Source organism: Nonomuraea sp. NPDC049421 (genome assembly GCF_040677005.1).
Taxonomy (GTDB): Bacteria; Actinomycetota; Actinomycetes; order Streptosporangiales; family Streptosporangiaceae; genus Nonomuraea; species Nonomuraea salmonea.
Map to the genome: position 1 here is coordinate 411570 of NZ_JBFAQA010000002.1, position 18817 is coordinate 430386.

An 18817-nucleotide genomic window follows, 5' to 3' on the forward strand; every position below is an offset into this window, starting at 1 on the left:
GATCGTGATCGGCCTGCAAGCGGGCACCGAGGCCGCGACCCGGTACAAGCTGATCGCCCTCCACGGCGAAGAGCAGGGGTCGGCCGCAGCCCAGGGAGTCATGCTCGTCGAGGCCAAGCTCCGCGCCGCCGGAATCCATATCCCCGGATCAGACGGCCACTGACCACGCCGCGCCCCGGTCCTTCCGCCCGGCGATCGGCCGGGACCTGCTCGCAGACATCGCTGGGACGGCTTGTCCCACACTGAGTGCATCTCCTCAGCCATCCGCGCCACGGGACCGTCCGAGCGTATGCCGGTTTTGCGAGTGCTTGGTATCGATCGTCTCACCGGCGTCTCCCTTATAGGGGCGCCGGCCGCGTGCTGGTGAGCGCGGGCGATGGTGGAGTCGATGCTGACGGTGAACTCGACCTGGCCGATCGCGTCGTCCTTTGACCTGCATCTCTTCCGGCAGCCGAGCCCAGGTGCCGTCCTGTTCCCAGCGCTTGAACCGCTTGAAGCAGGTCTGCCAGGGCCCGTACCGCTTGGGAATGTCCCGCCACGGCGCACCGGTCCGCAGCCGCAACCAGATCCTGTCCACCACCTGCCGATGATCCCGCCAGGGACGTCCCCGGCCATCGACAGCCGGCAGCAACGGCTCGATGCGTGCCCACGCCTTACCGGTCAGCTCACCACGTCGCACCCTGCAACGAGGTGACCAACCCCCTGCAAGGGTGTGGCGGATGGCTCGTCCCAGGGGAGAGCCCCTGTGAAGCGCTTGCTCACGCGCTGACTTTCCGTGAGACGGCACGCCCTGCTGGCCCGGAAGTCTTCATGCCACCGTTCCTGAGGCAGGAGCAGACGAGCGTCCAGGTTCCATGAGACTTCGCTCAGCCTTCTGCAGGGGGGAACAGACAACGGCGACCTCGCGCGAACCGTAGCGGGAAACTCACCCATAGCTACTTGCGGGAATTCTGCCTTCTCGCAAGTAGATCCGGGATCCTCAGCACGCAACAGAACTGCTTTTCTGATTTATATTTTCTGGAAAATCGAAAATGATAGGCTGGCTCGGTGACTGAGGAGACCAGTGTCGTAACGCCTTGTAAGCACTGTGGATCGCCGATCGAGCAGCGGCGGGGGAGAGGGCGGCCGAAGGCGTACTGTCCGGAGAAGGACTGTCAGGCGGCGGCCAAGCGGGAGCGGGAGCTGCGGCGGGCCACCCCAGGACTTGAGGGGGCGCTGGCCAGGGCCGAGCAGCTGTACGACCGGATGGAGAGTGGGCTGGCGGCGGCCATCGAGCCGCTGGCCAAGGCACTGGCCGAGGAGCTCAGCCCCGCCGGGGTCGAGGCGAAGCTGAGTGCGGTGCAGGCCGAGGCGCATACGCGGGTGGCGATTGCGCGTACGGAGCGGGAGCAGGCGTTCGAGCAGGTACGCCTGGCACGCGAGGCGGCCGAGCACGCCCGCCGGCAGACGGCGGAGATGCGGCAGCGGCTGGAGGAGGCCGAGAGCGAGCGGGAGACCGCGCTGGGTGACGCCGAGCGGGCGCGGGAGCAGGCGCTGGCGGCGTTGCGAGAGGCGGCCAGCACCGAACGGCAGGCGCTGCAGACTGCCGAGGAGGCCAAGCGGCGGGCTGAGCTGGCCGAGCGGCGCGCCGCTGAGGCGGTTCGTGAGGCGGAGCTGAACGCGCTGGCCAGGGACCAGGCCGTCCAGGAGCTCGCCGAACGCGTCGAGCTGGCCAACCGCCAGATCGCCGAGGCGCAGGCCCAGGCCGCCGAGGCCGTGGAGCGCGCCCGAGCCGAGGTCGAGCAGGCCGAGCACCGGGCTCAGGTGGACATCGCGCAAGCTCAGGAGGCGGCCCGGAGCGAGGTCGAGCAGGCCGAGGAACGCGCTCGGGTGGAGATCGCGCAAGCCCAGGAGGCGGCCCGGGCCGAGATCGAGCGAGCGCGTGAGGAGGCTCAGGCCGAGGTCCTGCGGGCGCGGCAGGAGGCGGACGCGCAGGTCGTACAGGCTGAGGAACGGGCGCAGGCGCAGATCACCCGGGCGCAGGAAGAGGCGGACGCGCAGGTCATGCGGGTGAAGGACGAGGCGCGGGCGGAGGTCGTACGCGCGAAGGAGGATGTGGCGTCGGCGCGTGAGGAGCGGGATCGGGCGCGGGACGAGGCGGCGGCGGCCGTACGGGAGCGGGAGCAGGCCGAGCGGGAGGCCGCCCGCGCCAAGGCGCGGGAGGAGGTGGCGGTGCAGGAGCGTGAACGGGCGGTCGAGCGCGCCGTCACCGCGGAACGTGCCGCTGCCGAGGCGGAGCGGGACCGGGCGGTGGCGCTGAAGGACGCCGCCCGAGCCACAGCCGAAGCCGAGCAACTGGCCGAGCGGCTGGCGGCGTCGGAGGAGGAAGGCACCGCCGCGCTGACGCGCGAGCGCAAGCTGACGTCGCGGGAGCGGTCGCGCGTGGACGCGGCGGTCAAGGAACGCGACCGGGCGCAGGCGGAGCTGCGGCTGGAGCGGGTACGGCTGGAGGATCTGCGGGCGGAGCTGGAGACGGTACGGGGCGAGGCCGCGCAACTGCGCGAACGAGCGGTGGCGGCGGAACTGCGGTCGTCATAGGCGGGTGCCCGGGGTCGGGTACGACCGGGCGTCCCCTCCTGGCGACGCCGGGCACGAGAGCGGCCAGGCCGGGCCCGCGTGCGGTTACGCGGGCCGATTTCGATGCGCTGCGGCCGGCTCTGTCGAGTGCGGCCATGCGGGCCGGCCTCATGCGGTGCGGCCGGCTCTGTCGCGCGGAGTCGATGCAGGCCGGTTTCGATGTCGAGTGGTTGCGGCACCGGAACTGTGTTCCGACCACAAGCCTCACTTCTTCAAAGGGATCGACATGCGGGGGTGGCTGCCGTTCAGCCGCTCCCGGTCGATCTCCTTGCCGGTGATCCTGCCGACGATGGGGGCCGCGATCCAGAGCCGGGCCGAGCGGCCGAGCTGGGCGTGGAGGACGGGATGCGGCCAGATTGCTTCGCGGAAGGGGCTGTCTCCTGAAGTGACCTGACTCATCGCTTGTTCGCTCGACGTGGTGGGCCGGGATCTGGGTGCCGCCACCGCTGAGTCGTTGGTCGGTCGCCGATTCGCCCGTGGGGTCAGTTGGTGAAAGCAATCTGGGTGCGGTGGTGCTTGGGGGTGTCGATTTCGTCGAGCAGGGCGATGGCGAAGTCGGCGTAGGAGATGAGGCCGGTGCCCGCAGGGCCACCGGTCCGGTAGCGGCCGACTCGTGGCCCGTCGTGGTCGAAATTTCCGGTGGGGCTGACGTACAGCCAATCGAGGCTGCCGGCGGTGGAGCGCAGAACCTGCAGTCCCGCGGCATGGCCCTCGGAGAACGGCCGATACTCGGGCGGGAATTCGTCCGTGTCCATGAGCCGCACCCCTGGTTCGGTCTCCAGGAGGGTGGCGAGACCGACCACCAGCAACCGGCCGACTCCGGCACGGGACAATCCGTCCAGCAAGGCCGTGGCCGCGCCGGCATAGAAGCTGTCGGGCGACGCCTCGACGTCATAGACGGCGCTGATCGCAGCATCGTGGCCGACGGCGACCGCGGCGACGCTGTCCGCGTCCGTGACATCACCCGCCACGATCGCCACCTCATCGGCCGCCAGGTCGCCGTACTTGGCCGGATCACGGACCACCGCGGTGACCTGGTGGCCACGCATGCGAGCCTCGGCAACCGCCGCGCGGCCAGCCCTGCCACCGGCACCGACAATAACGATCTTGTTCATCTGGATAATCCGTTCTCTCCGGCGGGCAAGGCCACCCGCCGCTGCTCCGAGACGGTATCCACGAGGAACTTGTTACTTCAACGGTACTCACTTAGCGTCTGGATAGTGACTGTGCCACTCGACCCTGAGATGTTCGACCCAGCCTGCCCATCCAGCGTCATGCCGATCCGGATCGGTGAGAAATGGTCAGCGATGGTCCTCATCTGCCTTGAGCACGGCCCTCGCCGGTTCACTGAAATCCGCACCCCGCTCCGCGGGATCACGCCGAAGGTGCTCACCGAGACACTGCGCGCGCTCGAACGCGACGGGCTGATCAGCCGCACCGCCTACCTGGAGATCCCACCCCGGGTCGAGTACGAGCTGACGCCGCTGGGCCGCACGCTGCTCGAACCGATCGCGGCCTGCCGCGTCTGGGCACAGAACCATCTTCCCCAACTGCTCAAGGCACGTGAAGCCTACGACCACCGGATCTCCCGCTGATGGTCGAAGCGCGTCCTGGTCCGCTCGGTGTACCTCCTCACGTACTGGATCCACGATGCCGAGCTGCTCGGCCACGAAGTTGACGACCGAGGTCGGCGCGTCGGAATCCTCCAGGAACGCCCCGGCCCATCGAACGTTGACGAGCTAGATGACCATGGTGGCTCCGTGCCGTTCACGTCCCTGGCCTGCCGGGGATGGGGCTGATCCCGGCCCGAGGCCGCGCCCGAGGTGGTGACCCCGCGAACGCGCGAGCGCCCGGTGCCGTACCACAGGACGAATTGCGTGATACGTTGAATAAACGTTTACTCAATAGGAGCGGGTAGTGGCAAGGACTCGAAGCGAGCAGGCGGTATGGCGCCGGGAGCAACTGCTGGACGCGGCCTTGCGGGTGTTCGCCGCCAAGGGCGTGGACGGGGCCACCATCAAGGATGTGGCCCAGGCCGCCGAGGTGACACCTGGCCTGCTGTATCGCTATTTCGACAGCAAAGAGGCGATGGTGGAGACGCTGCTGTCCGAGCGGGGCTTCCTGCCACGGCTGCGGGAGCTGCGGGTACAGCACCACGACACCCGGCCGGCTGTCGTGGTGCTGGCCGAGCTGCTGGAGGCGTTCGATCGGCTGCTGGCCGACAACGCCGAGCTGATGGCCGTGTTCTTCAGCTCCGCCCAGGCCCGCGCGCCGCTGGCGGCGCTGGTCGGTGAGGGCCAGCGGCTCATCGGCGATTTCCTTGCCGAACGGATCGATGCCGGCGAGCTGCGCCCGCACGACACGGTCACGGCCGCCAGGACCCTGTTCGCCACCGTCGCCGTCAACCGGCGGCTGGGCACCCCCGTCAGCGTTGCGGCCCTGGTCGGGCTGCTTTTTCCGGAAGAAGGATGAGATGCGCGCACAGTGTTGTGTCGTCGGGGGCGGCCCCGCGGGCATGATGGCCGGGCTGCTGCTGGCCCGTCACGGCGTGGAGGTGATCGTACTGGAGAAGCACGCGGACTTCCTGCGTGACTTCCGCGGCGACACCGTCCATCCCTCCACCCTGGAACTGATCGCGGAGCTGGGCTGGATCGAGGAGTTCCTGAACCTGCCGCACACCAAGATGCCGCAGGTGTCGGTCAACATGGGCGGCCGGGACGTCACCTTCGCCGACTTCAGCCGGTTAAAGGTGCGCTGCCCCTACATCGCGTTCATGCCGCAGTGGGACGTGCTGGACTTTCTGGCCGGCAAGGCCACCGCGTATCCGTCCTTCCGGCTGCTGCGCCGTACCCGGGCCACGGAACTGCTCACCGACCAGGGGCGGGTGACCGGCGTCCTGGCCGACACCGAGGACGGCCCCGTGGAGGTGCGGGCCGACCTGGTGATCGGGGCCGACGGCCGCCACTCCACCGTACGAGCCCGCGCCGGCCTCATCCCCGTCAGCTCCTCGCCTCCCATGGACGTGCTGTGGTTCCACCTGCCCCGCCGCCCACAGGACCGCGTGCCCTTCTTCCAGGGCGGCAAGGGGGCACTGATCTCCATCGACCGTGGCGACTACTGGCAGATGGCCTACGCGATCCCGGCGGACGCCTTCGAGGAGCTCAAGGCCGCGGGGCTGCCGGCGTTCCAGGAGCGGGTGGCGCACCTGGCGCCCGCGCTGCGCGACCGCGTGGAACACCTCCAAGACTGGGAGGCGGTGCACCACCTGAGCGTCCGGGTGGACCGGCTGACACGCTGGCACCGGCCAGGGCTGCTCTGCATCGGTGACGCCGCCCACGCCATGTCGCCCGCGGGCGGCGTGGGCATCAACCTGGCCGTGCAGGACGCGGTGGCCACCGCCAACCTGCTGGGCCCGCTTCTCGGCCGGGGCGGCGAACCACAAGACGCCGACCTGGCCCGGGTGCAGGCACGAAGAGAACGCGCCGCGAGGATCACCCAGGCCTTCCAGCTCGGCATCCTGCGCGACCTCTATCCCAAGGACCTGGGCGACGACACCACCCAGCACGCGCCCCCGATCTTCACAGCGTTCCGAACGCTGCCGCCGCTGCGCCACGTCCTGGGACGTTTCATCGGCATGGGCGTCCGTCCGGAGCACATCGCCACATAGCTGACACCATCCTCTTCCGCGTCTTCACGTGCACAAGGGGAGACGGACCAGGTACCGGCGGTGCCGCGTAGGCGGTGGGTCGTGGCCGCCGGCGCAAGGGCGCCGCCACGAGCCTCACTTCTTCCAAGGGATGGACATGCAGGGGTGGCTGCCGTCCAGCCACTCGCGGTCGATCTCCTTGCCGGTGGTCCTGCCGATGAGTGTCAGTGTTGAGGTGATGCTGGTCGCCAGGCGGGATGGTAACCGTTGAGCGACCACGCATAGAGGGTGGCGAATTCCGGTGGGAGCGGTTCCTGGCCTTCCAGGTGGCCCTCCACGCCCCCGCCTTCCTGGAGGGCGATGAACCATCCCTCGAAGGCGGTCCAAGCCGGCGGCAACTCCGGGTCCGTACGCCAACCTGAGTCGTCCAGGTCGAAGAGCAGATTCTGGGCGGCAGCGTCCAGGGCGTCAGGGACGCGGCCGGACCGCCGATCGGGGATGGTGACGCGGAACCTGGTGATCTCCTCGCCGTCCACCGCATACCGGAGATCCCGTACGCCGCCCGGACCCCAGGCCACCCCTACGGCGCGCCCGCCATGGCCGTGCTGCACGCGGCATTGGGGGGTGAGGGGCCGCCGGGCGTCAGGGCCTGATCTGCCCGACCTCAAGCGCCTGTCCGTTCCGGACGCGGCGACGTTCGTCAGAGCTGGACACCGACGACCTCCAGGAGGCGCAGGCGTTCGGCGGTTTCGCTGCCCTCCGCCACGCTGAAGGCCATGATCCGCAGGTCGGCGCCGAGCGCCGCGAGGATGTCGCAGTCGAGGGTGAGTTCGCCGACGCCGGCGTGACGGACCGTCTTGGTCAGGGGTTCGTGCACGCCTACCACGCCGGAGTCCCACAGCGCCGTGAAGTCGCCGCTTCGGGTACGGAGCTCGTCGATCAGTGCGGCCAGTCCGGCATCCTTCGGGTAGCGGGCCGACGCCGCTCTCAGGTCGGAGACGAAGGCGGCGCGGTGGCCTGTCTCTCTGCTCACGGCCTGCGGGTAGCCGGCAGGCGGTTCCACGAAGGACCACCACACCGCGTTCCTCGCGAAGCCGCGTGCCGCGGGCGGGTCGCCGAACAGCAGTGCCCACAACCGGTTCCACGTGATGAGGTTCCATGCGGCGTCGTACACGCTCAGCGGGGTGCCGGTCAGCCGGTCCAGCAGGCGCTGGACACCGGCCGGCACATGGTCGGAGATCTGCCCGGGGCCCGGCACCGCCTGACCGGCGAGTACGAAGAGGTGCTCACGCTCCGCCGCCGTCAGCCGCAACGCCCGAGCCAGCGCGGACAGTACCTGGGGAGACGGATTCGTCGCCCTGCCCTGTTCGAGCCGCACGATGTAGTCGACGGACAAGCCGGTGAGTTGGGCGAGCTCCTCACGCCGCAGGCCCGGCGCGCGCCGGCCTCCCTCGTCCGGCAGGCCGACCTCGGCCGGTTTCGTACGATCCCGCCAGGCGTGCAGGGCCCTGCCAAGATTCGTTGAACCGGTCATTTCCCCAGTATCGGGCAACCGCCGGCGTCCCGTCGTGGTACTCCCGGTCCACCGGTTGCGGCGGGTACTGGTTGATGTCCGCGCGTCCGCGGAAGGTGGACGTGCCGGCCGGCGGGGACCACTCGCCGCCGGGACCCAAGGAGCACGTTCATGAAGTATCGCAACCTCGGCCGGACCGGGATCAAGGTCAGCCCTTACGCGCTTGGCACGTTGATGTTCGCCAGCCTGATGGGCAATGATCCGGACGAGTCGGTCCGGATCATCCACAAGGCGATGGATGCCGGGATCAACCTCATCGACACCGCCGACCGCTATGGCGACTCCGAGGACATCGTCGGAAGAGCTTTGAAGGGCCGCCGTGACGAGGTGGTCCTGGCCACGAAGGTCGGCATGCCGATGGGTGAGGGCCCGAACCAGCAGGGCGCCTCCCGCCGCTGGATCACCACAGCCGTCGAGAACTCCCTGCGCCGGCTCGGCACCGACTACATCGACATCTATCAGCTCCAGCGGCCCGACCCGGACACCGACCTGGAGGAGACCCTTTCCGTGCTGACCGACCTCGTCAGGGCGGGCAAGGTGCGCGTGATCGGTACCTCGACCGCGCCCGCCTCGATGATCGTCCAGGCGCAGTGGACGGCAGAACGCGCCGGGCTGCAGCGGTTCCGCACCGAGCAGCCACCGTACTCGATCCTGAACCGCGGGATCGAGCGGGAGGTGCTGCCGCTGGCGCAGGAGTACGGCATGGGCGTCATGGTGTGGGGCCCGTTCGGCCAGGGCCTGCTGACCGGCCGGGTGCGCAAGGGCGGTGCGAACGACCTCAAACGCGTCCAGTTCTCCCGCCACCTGTCGGACGAGCGCCGCATCGACGTCGTCGAACAGCTCATCCCGCTCGCCCAGGAGACCGGCCTGCCCATGACGCACCTGGCCATGGCGTTCGCCATCGCCCACCCGGGTGTCACCGCCGCGCTCCTCGGCCCGCGCACCATGGAGCACCTCGACGACCTTGTGGCAGGGGCCGACGTCGAGCTGTCCGACGACCTCCTCGACCGGATCGACAAGATCGTCCCGCCGGGCACCGACGTCACCGCGCTCGACCAGGAGTACAAGCCCCCGGCGTTGCTCGACCCCGCTCTCCGGCGTCGTCCCGCCGGGCTCCGGTCGGCAGCCTGAACCGAGGCCCCGGCGGGAGGCTCGGGATGAGTGCGTTACGGCGAACGCAGGAACACCACGATGGTCGCCCTCGGCCCGGTCAGGCGGCGCCAGCCGAGCCGTTCGTAGAGCCTGATCGCGGCGGTCGCGTGCGGAGCGGTCAGCAGCCAGCAAGGGTCGGTACGGCCGCACAGGAGGTCGAGGATTCCTCCCGCGAGGCCCTGTCCGCGGGCGTGCGGGTGCACGGCCAGTTCGTCCACCTCCACCGCTCCGACCAGCAGCGTTTCCACCGCGTCACCGAGTTCGGCGCGGACGAGGTCGTAGGCACGGCCCGTGGGGAAGGGCCTGGGGGTGCGCCATGCCGTACCGAGACCAACGGGTTCGCCGTCGTCGCCACTGGCCAGCACCGCCGCGAATCCGGGGCGTCGCGCGTCTGCGGTCAGGCGTGCGGCGAAGGCATCGGCGGCGCGCTGGTCCTCGTGCCAGGGCGGGCCGCCGAACGCGGCCCGGTAGACGTTCGCCAGGTGGGAGGTGCGGGCCAGGGCCTCCTGGCCGGTGAGACGTTCGAGGGTCACGCGGTCGGCCTGCATGTCAGCGCTCCACGGTGCGGCGCAGGCGGGCTATGGGCACGAGCATGAGCAGGCCGAGCACACCCAGCACGCTGAAGGCGAGGGTGAAGTCGCCCGTGGCGTCGCGCAGTGCGCCCACCAGGAGGGGGGCCAGCGCGGCGCAGCCGTAGCCGACGAAGAACGCCATCGCGCTGATCCGCCCGGCCTCGCCGGGGTCGCGGCCGGCCAGCACGGGCAGGGTCAGCACCAGCGTGAACAGCCCGCCGTGCCCTACGCCGAGCGCCGCGATCCACACCCATGTCCCGGTGGCCGGCGCGTACGCCAGGCCCAGGAAGCCGGCGGCGGTCAGCGTCATCGTGAGCGCCAGGCCCGCCCATGGGCCGCGGCGTTCTCCCAGCAGCGCCGGTACGGCCAGCATCGCCACGACCTGAATGGAGATCATCACGGTCAGCATGCCCCCGGCTGATGCCGCGTCGCGACCGGCGTCGTCGTGCAGCAGCGGCGTCACCCAGGCCAGCTCGCAGTAGTACAGGGCGGAGTTGACGGCCGACAACATGGTGATGTGCCAGGCCACGCCGCTGCGCCAGGGCATCTGCCGGGTCACGGGCCCGGCGGGGGCGGGGACGTCGTCCAGGCTCAGGGAGCCCTTGGCGGCGGACCACAGCGCGATGCCCGCCAGCGCGAGCACCGCCCACGACGCGAGCGCTCCGGGCCAGGAGCCGAGGGCGTCGGCCAGCGGCGCGCTCACTCCGGCCGCCACCGCGCCGCCCAGGCCGAGCCCGGCGGTGTAGAGGCCGGTGACCAGCCCGGCGCGGGCGGCAAAGCGCGTCTTGACCACGGCGGGCAGCAGGGTTTGGGCGATGGCGATCCCCGCTCCCACGATGGCCGCGCTGCTCAGCTGGAGCCAGGTGGACTCGCCGAGCAGGCGCGCCGCCGTGGCGAGGGCGATGATCACGAGCCCGGCGAGCACGCCGGACTGCAGGCCGTACCGGCGGCCCGCGTAGGCGGCCAGCGGCGCGCACACGCCCATGGCCAGCGTCGGGACGGTGGTCAGCAGCGACACGCCGGTCGCCGACAGATCCAGGTCGGCGCGGATCTGGTCGACGAGCGGTGAGACGGCCGCGATGGCCGGTCGCAGGTTCGCCGCCGCGACGAACAGCGCTAAGGCCGCCACTCCCAGAGAGGTGCTGCTGGATTGCCGTGCTGTCTGCGTCATGGGCACTCCGCCCCTTCTTCTCGGATGTTTTCCATCCGAGTTCATATCACAACTCGGACATCAGTTGTCCGGGATGGGTAGGGTGGGAGACATGAAGATGTCGAGCGGGGTGGAGTGGGCGTTGCACAGCTGCGTCACGCTCAGCCAGAGCCACGAACCGGTGCCGGCGGCACGACTGGCCGAACTCCACGGCACGCCGCCGGCGTACACGGCCAAGCACCTGCAGGCGCTGTCGCGGGCCGGGATCGTCCGCTCCACCATGGGGCAGGTCGGCGGCTACACCCTCACCAGGCCCGCCGCGGAGATCAGCGCCCTTGAGGTGGTGCGGGCCATCGACGGGGACGAGCCCGCGTACCGATGCGCCGAGATCAGGCAGCGCGGCCCGCTCGGCATCCCCGCCGAGCGGTGCTCACGACCGTGCGCGATCGCCCGCGCCATGGCCGCCGCCCAGGACGCCTGGTCACGCGCGCTCGCCGAGATCTCCATCGCCGACCTGGCCGCCGACATCGACGCCGACAGCGACGGCACCGCCATGTCCGACGTACGCCGCTGGCTGACCACGACCAGGAGCTGAAGCCGGCACGCCCCGAGCTGCCGCGACGCCCGACGGCTGCACGCCCTGATCGAGCGCATTCGGGCGACCGACCAGCCGGGGGCACCGGCCTCTAAGCGGTCTTCGGGAGTGCCAGCATCACCACGGCCGTGATCAGGTAGAGCGCGGCCGAGGCGAGCAGGACGACGGCGAGGGCGTGGCTGAAGCCGGCCGGGCCGGCGGCCGCGGTGAAGAAGACCGTGCCGAGGACGGCGATGCCGGCGGCGCCGCCGAGCTGGGTGACGGTGGACAGGACGCCGCCCGCCGCGCCCGCGTTGCGGCCTGGGACGCCGGCCAGGACCACGTTGACGAGGATCGGTGCCGCGAGCCCGAGCCCGAGACCGCCGACGAACAGGGCCAGGGCGAGCAGCCAGTAGCCGGGATCGCTCCCGTCCTTGACGACGTACCACAGGACGAGGTGCGAAGCCGCGATCGTGAGCGAGCCGGCGACCAGCAGCGTTCTGCCGGCCCTGGCGGCCAGCGCGACGCCGAGGCCGGAGGTGACCATCGAGCCCAGCGCGTACGGCAGGATCACCAGGCCGGCCTCCAGGGCGGTGCGGCCGGTGCCGTTCTGCAGGTAGACCGAGAGGGTCAGGAAGTACGGCCCGATGCCGCCGAAGAACAGCACGGAAGCGGCCAGGCCGACGGTGAAGGCGCGGATGCGCAGCAGGGCGGGGTCGAAGACGGGCTCGGCGCCGCGGGCGGTGAGGCGGCGCTCGTACGCGAGGAAGATCGCGAGCACGACGACCCCGGCCGCAAGGAGCGCGTAGGAGCCCCAGTCCCACGTCTCGGACTGGATGATCGGCAGCAGCAGGAGCAGGATGCCCGCGGCGGCCAGGAGCGCGCCCACCAGGTCGAGCCGCGCGGTCGAGGCGGAGCGGGACTCGGGCAGCACCTTCGCGCCGACGACGAGGGCCACGACGGAGACGGGCACGTTGATCCAGAAGATCGTCCGCCAGCCCAGCCCGAACAGGTCGGCCTCGACGAGCAGCCCGCCGAGCAGCGGCCCCGCGACCGAGGCGAGACCCTGGACGGCCCCGTACGCGCCGAACGCCTTGGCCCGCTCCTCCGGAGGGAACGAGGCCCGGATGATCCCGAACACCTGCGGCACCATGATGCCGCCGGTGAGTCCCTGCGCGGCCCGCATGCCGATGAGCATCGCCGGGTCGGCGGCCAGCGCGCACAGCGCCGAGGTCACCATGAACCCGGCCAGGCCGATGAGGAACAGCCGCCTGCGGCCGTACTGGTCGCCGAGCCGGCCGCCGGTGATCAGGCCCGCGCCGAGTGCGAGGGTGTAGGCGGCGATCGTCCACTGGATCTGGGCGTCGTCGGCGCCGAGGTCCCGCGAGATGGCCGGGGCGGCGACGGTGACGATCGTCGCGTCGAGCAGGTCCATGAACGACCCGAACAGCACCACGAGCAGTGCCGCCATGGGTACGGACGAAGTCCGATGAGCAGTCATGACCCGGAACCATGGCGGACATAGTTGCCGCCGAGTGGCCGCTACTGGGGAGAGAATCGGAGAACCATGGCTGCCACCTCCGCGCGTACGCTCAAACTGCTGTCCATCTTCGGGATCGGCGCGACCCTGACCGCCGAGCAGCTCGCCGCCCGGCTCCGCACGTCGGTGCGGACCGTCCGCCGCGACATCGACACGCTCCGGGAGCTCGGGTACGAGATCGAGGCCGTGCGCGGCACGGGCGGCGGTTACCGGCTCGGCCCCGACGCGCGGCTGCCGCCGGTCGTGTTCGACGAGGAGCAGGCCGTCGCGACGGCGGTCGCGCTGCAGACCGTCCCCGCGGTGCTGTCCGGCATCAGGGAGAACGCGGCCCGGGCGCTCGCCACGCTGCACCAGGCGATGCCCGCGCGCAGCCGCCTGCACGCCGAGGCGTTCACCGTCTCAGCGGCCCGTAATTACTGGGAGTTCCCGGCTCCGCCGATCGACGCCGAGACCGTCCGGGCGGTGGGCAGCGCGATCAACCGGCGGCACCTCGTACGCGTCGGCTACACCGGCGACGGGGAGCGGCCCGTCACGCTCACGCTCGAACCCCACGACCTCGTGGTGTGGGCGGCGCGCTGGTACCTGGTCGCCTTCGACCTGAAAGGCAGCCGCTGGCGAGCCATGCGCATGGACCGCATCCAGGCGCATGCTCCCACGCACACCCCCTTCGACCGGCGCGACATCCCGCACGGCGACCCCGTCGCCTTCGTCATGACCGCGCCCGACCGGGGCGACGCCCTCGCCGACTGGCCGTGCCGGGGCTCGGCCACCCTCGCGCTGCCCGCCGCCACCGTCGCCCGCTACGCTCCCGGCGGCTCGATCGTCACCTCCGTCACGGAGACCACCTGCCGCCTCACCCTGGGCGCCTGGTCCTGGCCGGGCATCGCCGGTCTGCTGCTCACCTTCGACGCCGACCTCACCGACGTCGAGCCGGCCGAACTCCGCCAGGCCCTGCACTCCTTGCGCGCCAGGATCGTCAGAGGGCTCGGCTAGCCTGGCGTGATCCTGCACAGTCCGAGGGGATGGGTCGTGTCATTCACTGACGAAGAGATCGCTTTCCTGCAGTCGCAGCCGCTCGCCAGGCTCGCCACCGTCTCAGCCGATGATCAGCCGGACGTGGTTCCGGTGGCCTTCGAGTTCGACGGGAGCCTGTTCTGGGTGGGAGGTTCGGGGGAGTCGGTCCTGCACACCCGCAAGTTCCGCAACGTCGGCCAGGGCCGTACGAAGGTCTCCCTCGTCGTGGACGACATGGTGTCCGTCAACCCGTTCGTGGCGCGGGGCGTCCGCGTCTACGGGGAGGCGGACGGGCCGGTGGAGCGGGTGGGCATGGTCGGGCCCGGCCATTACCTGCGCATCACCCCGACGATCTCGTGGAGCTGGAACATGGCGGGCGAGCCGGTCGGCGAGACCTGGTACGAGGCCCGCCGGGCCGTCCATCGCTAGGTCAGGTGCCGGGTGAAGAACCGGATCGAGCTGTCGATCTCGAAGGCCGGCACCCGGAAGTGACCGCCGGGGTTGGCGTGCAGGGTCTTCTCGGCCGAGCCGAGCGCCTCGAACAGCCTCATGACCGACGCGCGCGGACTGCCTTCGTCGTCCCACTGCAGCAGGAACTCGACCGGGATCGTGATCCGCGCCGCGGTGTCGATGAGCCAGTCGCTGCCGACGAGGCCGAGGACGGCGGCGGTGATGCGGGGCTCGGCCGCGACGAGGCGGATGCCCATCTCGCCGGCCGCCGACAGGCCGTAATAGCCGACCGGATGCCGGTCGCCGACGTGGTCCAGCTCCCGCAGCGCGTCCAGGGTGGTGCGCCAGTCGGGGATGAGCTGCGCCGCCACGGTCTCGTTCAGTGCGGGCCAAGCCGGGCCGAAGGGCAGACCGGCGGCCTCGCGTTCCTGGATCTCCGCGACGAGCCGCCGGATCTCCGGGTGCTCGGGCCGGTCGCCGGTGCCAGGGGCGTCGATCGCGGCGACCGCGAAGCCGCAGGTGGTGACGTAAGGGAAGGCGCGGGAGACGACCTCCCAGCCCTTCTTGTGCTGCCCGCCGCCGTGCCCGATCAGGACCAGCGGACGGGGCCCTGAGGCGCCGGCGGGCGTCCACAGCACCCCGGGGATCTCGCCCATGGTGAACGACTGCTCGCGGATGCCGTCGGTCACGGTGTCCGAGGTGATGCGCATGGCAATGGATTACATCGGTATTCCGCGCGGGCGGCGAGCGATTTATCCCGCGAGGCTGACCAGGGCGGCGCCGGCGGCGATGACGGCGGCCAGGGGGTACGTCCACCACTTGGGCGCCGGTCCCCGCGTGAGCACCTTGACGCCGAGCGGGACGAGCGCGACGCACAGGCCGGCCGCGGCGATGATCGACGTCACGCCGGTGCCCTTGAGCACCCCGAGCGGCATGGCCGCCATCAGCGCCAGGGCCACCGACTGCACCCGTCCGAGCGCGCCCGAGCGCCACGTGCCGGCGGCGAGGACGACCCAGCCTGCCATGGTGGCCAGATTGATCGTCTGGAAGATGTGGAAGGAGCCGTACTGCTCGCTGATCGCCTGCTGGGCCGTCCGCAGACCTTGGACGTCCACCAGCTGGAAGGCCAGATGGGAGACGCCGGCGTGGAAGGCGCGGGCGAACAGCCCCGCCAGGGTGAGGGCCAGGCCCCACTGGGCGAGCAGCGGGTGGGTGGCGGCGATCCGCCTGACCAGGCCCAGGACGGCGGCCGCCAGCAGCACGACTCCGGCGGCGAAGCAGCTGTAGGCGGCCGTCAGCTGGGCGGGGTTGCCGGCGAAGGCGGCGAGCTGCTCGGGGAAGAACGCGTCGTACCCGAGTTTCAGCAGCACCCCGCCCATCACCAGCACAGGCCCCGCGACCAAGCCGACGCCTTCGATCCACCTGCCGGGAAAACTCTCGTTCGTCATGGTGAAGATCCAACCGGCGCGGGCCGGCGTGCGCACGGGCGGACGGGCGAGGATCGAGGGTGGTCCTGGCACTAAGAACGCTTCTCCGTCCACCGTTCGTACGACTCGTCGCCGGGGAGCACCCACGTCGCCACGTTCGGCCGCCTGATCTTCTTCAACGGCTTCACCGCGCCCGTCTTGCGCGAGACCTGGTAGACGGCCACGCCCGTCGCGGTCTTCGACCGCACGACCAGCCGGTCGGAGCGGTCGAAGTCGACGTCGTCGATGTACTGGCCGCGCGGCAGCTTCACGTTCACCACCCCGGCGGCGCGACCGGTGCGCAGGTTCAGCAGGCGTAGCTGCCGGTACTTCTGGTGCTTGCCGACCAGGACGGCCGCGGTGGTGTAGTCGCCCGCGAGCGCGCTCGGCGACAGCCGCGTCTTGAGCCGCAGGCGGGAGCGCAGTGCCCGGTCGAACACGCACACCCGCTCGCCGCTCAGCAGCAGCCGCTCGCCGTCCGGGCTGAACCCGAGCAGGGCCCACACGTCGGTCTTCTCGGGCAGTCCCATGGTCTTGCGCGTGCGCAGGTTCGTGAGGTCGCTCAGGCCGGGCCCCGAGGTCTGCATGATCACATAGCTCCCGTCAGGGGCCACGACCGGCCACTCCTCGCCGATCGCGTACGCCTTGATGCCCTTGGCCACCACCCGCTCCTTGCCGTGGACGGTCCGCTCCACGAACAGGCCGTCCTTCGTGCGGTAGTAGAACAGGTGCCGCCCGTCGCCGCTGATGAGGAACGGCGCCCGCGCTCCCGCGTTGACCGCGTCCTTGGGCGCCGCGGTCAGCGCCTGCGGCACCTTCACCACCTTGCCGCTGGTCAACACCACTTCCCAGCCTTTCGTGCGCTGCGCGTAGGCGATGGTGGCCGGCGCCTCGGCGAGTGCGGGCTGGGCGGTCGCCGCGAGGGCGGTGACGGTGAGTGCCGCGAGTGACGTCCGAAATTTCATGATCTATCGGATGCTGTTGGTACGCGAAAAGTTGCGCCCCTGACCCCCTCCGCCACGCGCGGTGGCCGGGAAGCACCCAGGAGGCCGGGAGCCCGGCGATCCGGCCCCGGGCGGCGAGCGCTGCTGCCGGATCGTCTGCCCAGGTGATCAGTCCAGCTCGGCGTCGTGCGCGATGAGGGCCAGCTGGACGCGGTTGTCCAGCCCTGCCTTGGTGAGGATGCGGGAGATGTAGCCCTTCACGGTGCCGACGCTCATGTGCAGCTCACCGGCGATCACCGCGTTCGGCTTCCCCCGGCCGACCGCCAATGCCACCTCACGCTCCCGCTCGCTCAGCCGCGCCAGCACCTCGCGGGCGTCGTCGCGCCGCCGGTTCTCCTCTTCCGGCATCAGGTGGGCGATGAGCGTGCGGGTGACGCTCGGCGACAAAGTCGGCTCGCCGGCCGCGACCTTGCGTACGGCGTCCACGATGCCCTCGGGCGGGGTGTCCTTGAGCAGGAACCCGCTCGCCCCCGCCCGCAACGCCCTGAACACCAGCTCGTCGGCGTCGAACGTGGTGAGCACCACCACCTCGGGCGCTCCCGCGCGGGCCCGCAGCCGCCTGGTCGCCTCGATGCCGTCGAGGCCGTTCATCCTGATGTCCATGAGCACCACGTCGGGCTGGTGCTCGGCGACGGCGGGCTCGACCTCGCTGCCGTCGGCCACGGCGCCGACGATGTGCAGGCCGGGGGCGCCTTTGAGCATCAGGGTCAGCCCGGCGCGGACGAGCGCGTCGTCGTCGACGATCAGCACCCGGATCGGCGCGCTCGAGTCGGCTCCCACCCGGATCATGCTAGCCGGGCCACGGCAGCCGGGCCGCCAGCACGAACGCGCCCTCGGCCGCCGGCCCGTACTCGATCCGGCCCCCGGCCAGCGCCGCCCGTTCAGAAAGCCCTGCGAGCCCCGCCCCCGCCCCGGCCTGCGCCAGCGGGGCGGGGGCGCCGGGCAGCGGGTTGCGCACCTCGACCACCAGCTCGCCGTCCGCGTGCGACACGAGCACGGTGACGGGCCGGCCCGGCGCGTGCTTGCGCGCGTTCGTGAGCCCTTCCTGCACGATCCGGTACGCCGCGCGGCCCACCGCGCCGGGCGCCTCGGACAGGCGTACGCCGTGATCCCGCAGCTCGACCCGCGTCCCCGCCCGCCGTGACTCCTTCACGAGCGCCCCAAGATCCGTTTCCCCGGTGTGCGACGCGGGGTCGCGCAGGACGGAGATGACCTCCCGCAGCTCCTCCAGCGCCTGGCGGGCGCTCGACCTGATCACCCCGGCCGTCTCCGCGACCTCGCCCGGCGTCGCGCCCGCGTTGAACTCCAGCGCTCCCGCGTGCACCGCCAGCAGCGACAGCCGGTGGGCGAGCACGTCGTGCATCTCCCTGGCGATGCCGAGCCGTTCAGCGCGGCGCGCCTCCTCGGCGCGCAGCCGCTGCTCGGCCTCGGCGCGGCGGGCCCGCTCCGCCAGCGACCGCACCAGCTCCCTGCGGGTACGCGCGAGCATCCCCCACGCGGTCACCGCCGCCCCGAACAGCACCCCGACCAGCGCCCACACCGGGTAAGGCGCGAGGCCGGGCGGCCGCAGCGCGAACCTGACCAGCGTCGCCGCCACCCCCGCCGCACCCACCGCGAGAGCCACCTGCGGCTTCCGGTAGAGGGCGGCGAACAGCGCGGCGATCCCCGCCGCCACGGACGCGGACGCGGCGACCACCGAGATGGCGATCACCGCCAGCCCCACGCCGACGGGCCACCTGCGGCACCACCACACGCCCGCGCAGGCCAGCGCGCCGCCCACCAGGTCGACGGCCGGCTGCAGGCCGCCCGCCAGCTCGCCCGCCAGGTCGCCCCAGACCACGGCCACCGCCCCGGCCAGGGCGGGCACGAAACCGGTCACGCTCACGACCCAGCCGGGCCGCTCGTCGTCCACGCTGGTCAGAAACACAACCGCCGATCGTAGTTCGCCGCATCACCCCGCGTGAGCAACCCTGGTCACCGGCGGCCCCGACCAAAGTCATCAACCGGGCGGCCAGAGGTCCGGGAGGAAAGCGACCGGGGCTGCCCAGGTCCGGCCGATC

General features: G+C 71.2%; 22 protein-coding genes. 9 read left to right on the forward strand and 13 right to left on the reverse strand.

Annotated features, from left to right (window positions below; translation table 11 throughout):
* The first annotated feature begins 4 nt into the window (after positions 1 to 4).
* Entirely contained in the window at positions 5 to 163 is a 159-nt protein-coding gene (locus AB0K18_RS05650) for a hypothetical protein (RefSeq protein ID WP_364910298.1), read from the forward strand.
* 93 nt (positions 164 to 256) lie between these two features.
* Here the strand turns inward: AB0K18_RS05650 and AB0K18_RS05655 are convergent, their stop codons facing one another.
* Positions 257 to 787, reverse strand: a complete 531-nt coding sequence (locus AB0K18_RS05655; protein ID WP_364910301.1) for a transposase — start codon at positions 785 to 787, stop codon at positions 257 to 259.
* Positions 788 to 1047: 260 nt separating this feature from the next.
* Between AB0K18_RS05655 and AB0K18_RS05660 the strand changes: the two genes are divergently transcribed.
* Positions 1048 to 2577, forward strand: coding sequence for a hypothetical protein (locus AB0K18_RS05660; protein WP_364910303.1), 1530 nt, complete (start codon positions 1048 to 1050; stop codon positions 2575 to 2577).
* A 243-nt stretch (positions 2578 to 2820) separates the two neighbouring features.
* Here the strand turns inward: AB0K18_RS05660 and AB0K18_RS05665 are convergent, their stop codons facing one another.
* Together AB0K18_RS05665 and AB0K18_RS05670 are read right to left on the reverse strand one after the other, a co-directional pair.
* A complete protein-coding gene (locus AB0K18_RS05665; RefSeq protein ID WP_364910306.1) occupies positions 2821 to 3015 on the reverse strand; it encodes a hypothetical protein in 195 nt (64 codons plus the stop codon).
* 83 nt (positions 3016 to 3098) lie between these two features.
* Positions 3099 to 3731, reverse strand: coding sequence for an NAD(P)H-binding protein (locus AB0K18_RS05670; RefSeq protein ID WP_364910308.1), 633 nt, complete (start codon positions 3729 to 3731; stop codon positions 3099 to 3101).
* Positions 3732 to 3890: 159 nt separating this feature from the next.
* Between AB0K18_RS05670 and AB0K18_RS05675 the strand changes: the two genes are divergently transcribed.
* The 3 genes from AB0K18_RS05675 (at position 3891) to AB0K18_RS05685 (ending at position 6283) form a co-directional block, all read left to right on the forward strand.
* Positions 3891 to 4211, forward strand: a complete 321-nt coding sequence (locus AB0K18_RS05675) for a helix-turn-helix domain-containing protein (RefSeq protein WP_364910310.1) — start codon at positions 3891 to 3893, stop codon at positions 4209 to 4211.
* Positions 4212 to 4533: 322 nt separating this feature from the next.
* Complete coding sequence (locus AB0K18_RS05680; protein WP_364910312.1) at positions 4534 to 5088, forward strand: TetR/AcrR family transcriptional regulator; 555 nt, start codon at positions 4534 to 4536, stop codon at positions 5086 to 5088.
* A gap of 1 nt (position 5089) precedes the next feature.
* Positions 5090 to 6283: an FAD-dependent oxidoreductase gene (locus AB0K18_RS05685; protein ID WP_364910315.1), complete on the forward strand. Its 1194-nt coding sequence runs from the start codon at positions 5090 to 5092 to the stop codon at positions 6281 to 6283.
* A gap of 203 nt (positions 6284 to 6486) precedes the next feature.
* Here the strand turns inward: AB0K18_RS05685 and AB0K18_RS05690 are convergent, their stop codons facing one another.
* Together AB0K18_RS05690 and AB0K18_RS05695 are read right to left on the reverse strand one after the other, a co-directional pair.
* The gene (locus tag AB0K18_RS05690; RefSeq protein ID WP_364910318.1) at positions 6487 to 6873 is read right to left on the reverse strand and encodes a hypothetical protein; all 387 of its coding nucleotides are present in this window, start codon (positions 6871 to 6873) and stop codon (positions 6487 to 6489) included.
* An 89-nt stretch (positions 6874 to 6962) separates the two neighbouring features.
* A complete protein-coding gene (locus tag AB0K18_RS05695; protein WP_364910321.1) occupies positions 6963 to 7796 on the reverse strand; it encodes a helix-turn-helix transcriptional regulator in 834 nt (277 codons plus the stop codon).
* A gap of 150 nt (positions 7797 to 7946) precedes the next feature.
* Between AB0K18_RS05695 and AB0K18_RS05700 the strand changes: the two genes are divergently transcribed.
* Positions 7947 to 8966, forward strand: a complete 1020-nt coding sequence (locus tag AB0K18_RS05700; RefSeq protein ID WP_364910323.1) for an aldo/keto reductase — start codon at positions 7947 to 7949, stop codon at positions 8964 to 8966.
* 35 nt (positions 8967 to 9001) lie between these two features.
* Here the strand turns inward: AB0K18_RS05700 and AB0K18_RS05705 are convergent, their stop codons facing one another.
* Entirely contained in the window at positions 9002 to 9535 is a 534-nt protein-coding gene (locus AB0K18_RS05705; protein ID WP_364910326.1) for a GNAT family N-acetyltransferase, read from the reverse strand.
* 1 nt (position 9536) lies between these two features.
* Positions 9537 to 10730, reverse strand: a complete 1194-nt coding sequence (locus AB0K18_RS05710; protein WP_364910329.1) for an MFS transporter — start codon at positions 10728 to 10730, stop codon at positions 9537 to 9539.
* 91 nt (positions 10731 to 10821) lie between these two features.
* Between AB0K18_RS05710 and AB0K18_RS05715 the strand changes: the two genes are divergently transcribed.
* Positions 10822 to 11304: an Rrf2 family transcriptional regulator gene (locus tag AB0K18_RS05715; RefSeq protein ID WP_364910332.1), complete on the forward strand. Its 483-nt coding sequence runs from the start codon at positions 10822 to 10824 to the stop codon at positions 11302 to 11304.
* Positions 11305 to 11395: 91 nt separating this feature from the next.
* On the opposite strand, the gene AB0K18_RS05720 is transcribed toward AB0K18_RS05715, so the two are convergent.
* Positions 11396 to 12754 (reverse strand): MFS transporter, encoded by a 1359-nt coding sequence (locus AB0K18_RS05720; RefSeq protein ID WP_364910335.1) that lies wholly within the window; start codon positions 12752 to 12754, stop codon positions 11396 to 11398.
* A gap of 96 nt (positions 12755 to 12850) precedes the next feature.
* Here AB0K18_RS05720 and AB0K18_RS05725 point away from each other — a divergent pair, with 96 nt between their 5' ends.
* Positions 12851 to 13816, forward strand: coding sequence for a WYL domain-containing protein (locus AB0K18_RS05725; RefSeq protein WP_364910338.1), 966 nt, complete (start codon positions 12851 to 12853; stop codon positions 13814 to 13816).
* Positions 13817 to 13852: 36 nt separating this feature from the next.
* Entirely contained in the window at positions 13853 to 14266 is a 414-nt protein-coding gene (locus AB0K18_RS05730) for a PPOX class F420-dependent oxidoreductase (RefSeq protein ID WP_364910341.1), read from the forward strand.
* Here the strand turns inward: AB0K18_RS05730 and AB0K18_RS05735 are convergent.
* The 5 genes from AB0K18_RS05735 to AB0K18_RS05755 all read right to left on the reverse strand — a co-directional run bounded on the left by AB0K18_RS05735 (position 14263) and on the right by AB0K18_RS05755 (position 18684).
* Positions 14263 to 14997, reverse strand: coding sequence for an alpha/beta hydrolase (locus AB0K18_RS05735; RefSeq protein ID WP_364910344.1), 735 nt, complete (start codon positions 14995 to 14997; stop codon positions 14263 to 14265). The two genes, AB0K18_RS05730 and AB0K18_RS05735, sit on opposite strands and share 4 nt — an antisense overlap.
* A gap of 42 nt (positions 14998 to 15039) precedes the next feature.
* Positions 15040 to 15735: a hypothetical protein gene (locus AB0K18_RS05740; protein WP_364910346.1), complete on the reverse strand. Its 696-nt coding sequence runs from the start codon at positions 15733 to 15735 to the stop codon at positions 15040 to 15042.
* A gap of 71 nt (positions 15736 to 15806) precedes the next feature.
* The gene (locus tag AB0K18_RS05745; protein ID WP_364910348.1) at positions 15807 to 16718 is read right to left on the reverse strand and encodes a hypothetical protein; all 912 of its coding nucleotides are present in this window, start codon (positions 16716 to 16718) and stop codon (positions 15807 to 15809) included.
* Between the two features lie 147 nt (positions 16719 to 16865).
* Positions 16866 to 17546, reverse strand: coding sequence for a response regulator transcription factor (locus AB0K18_RS05750; protein ID WP_364910349.1), 681 nt, complete (start codon positions 17544 to 17546; stop codon positions 16866 to 16868).
* 1 nt (position 17547) lies between these two features.
* Complete coding sequence (locus AB0K18_RS05755; protein WP_364910354.1) at positions 17548 to 18684, reverse strand: histidine kinase; 1137 nt, start codon at positions 18682 to 18684, stop codon at positions 17548 to 17550.
* Between the last annotated feature and the right edge of the window lie 133 nt (positions 18685 to 18817).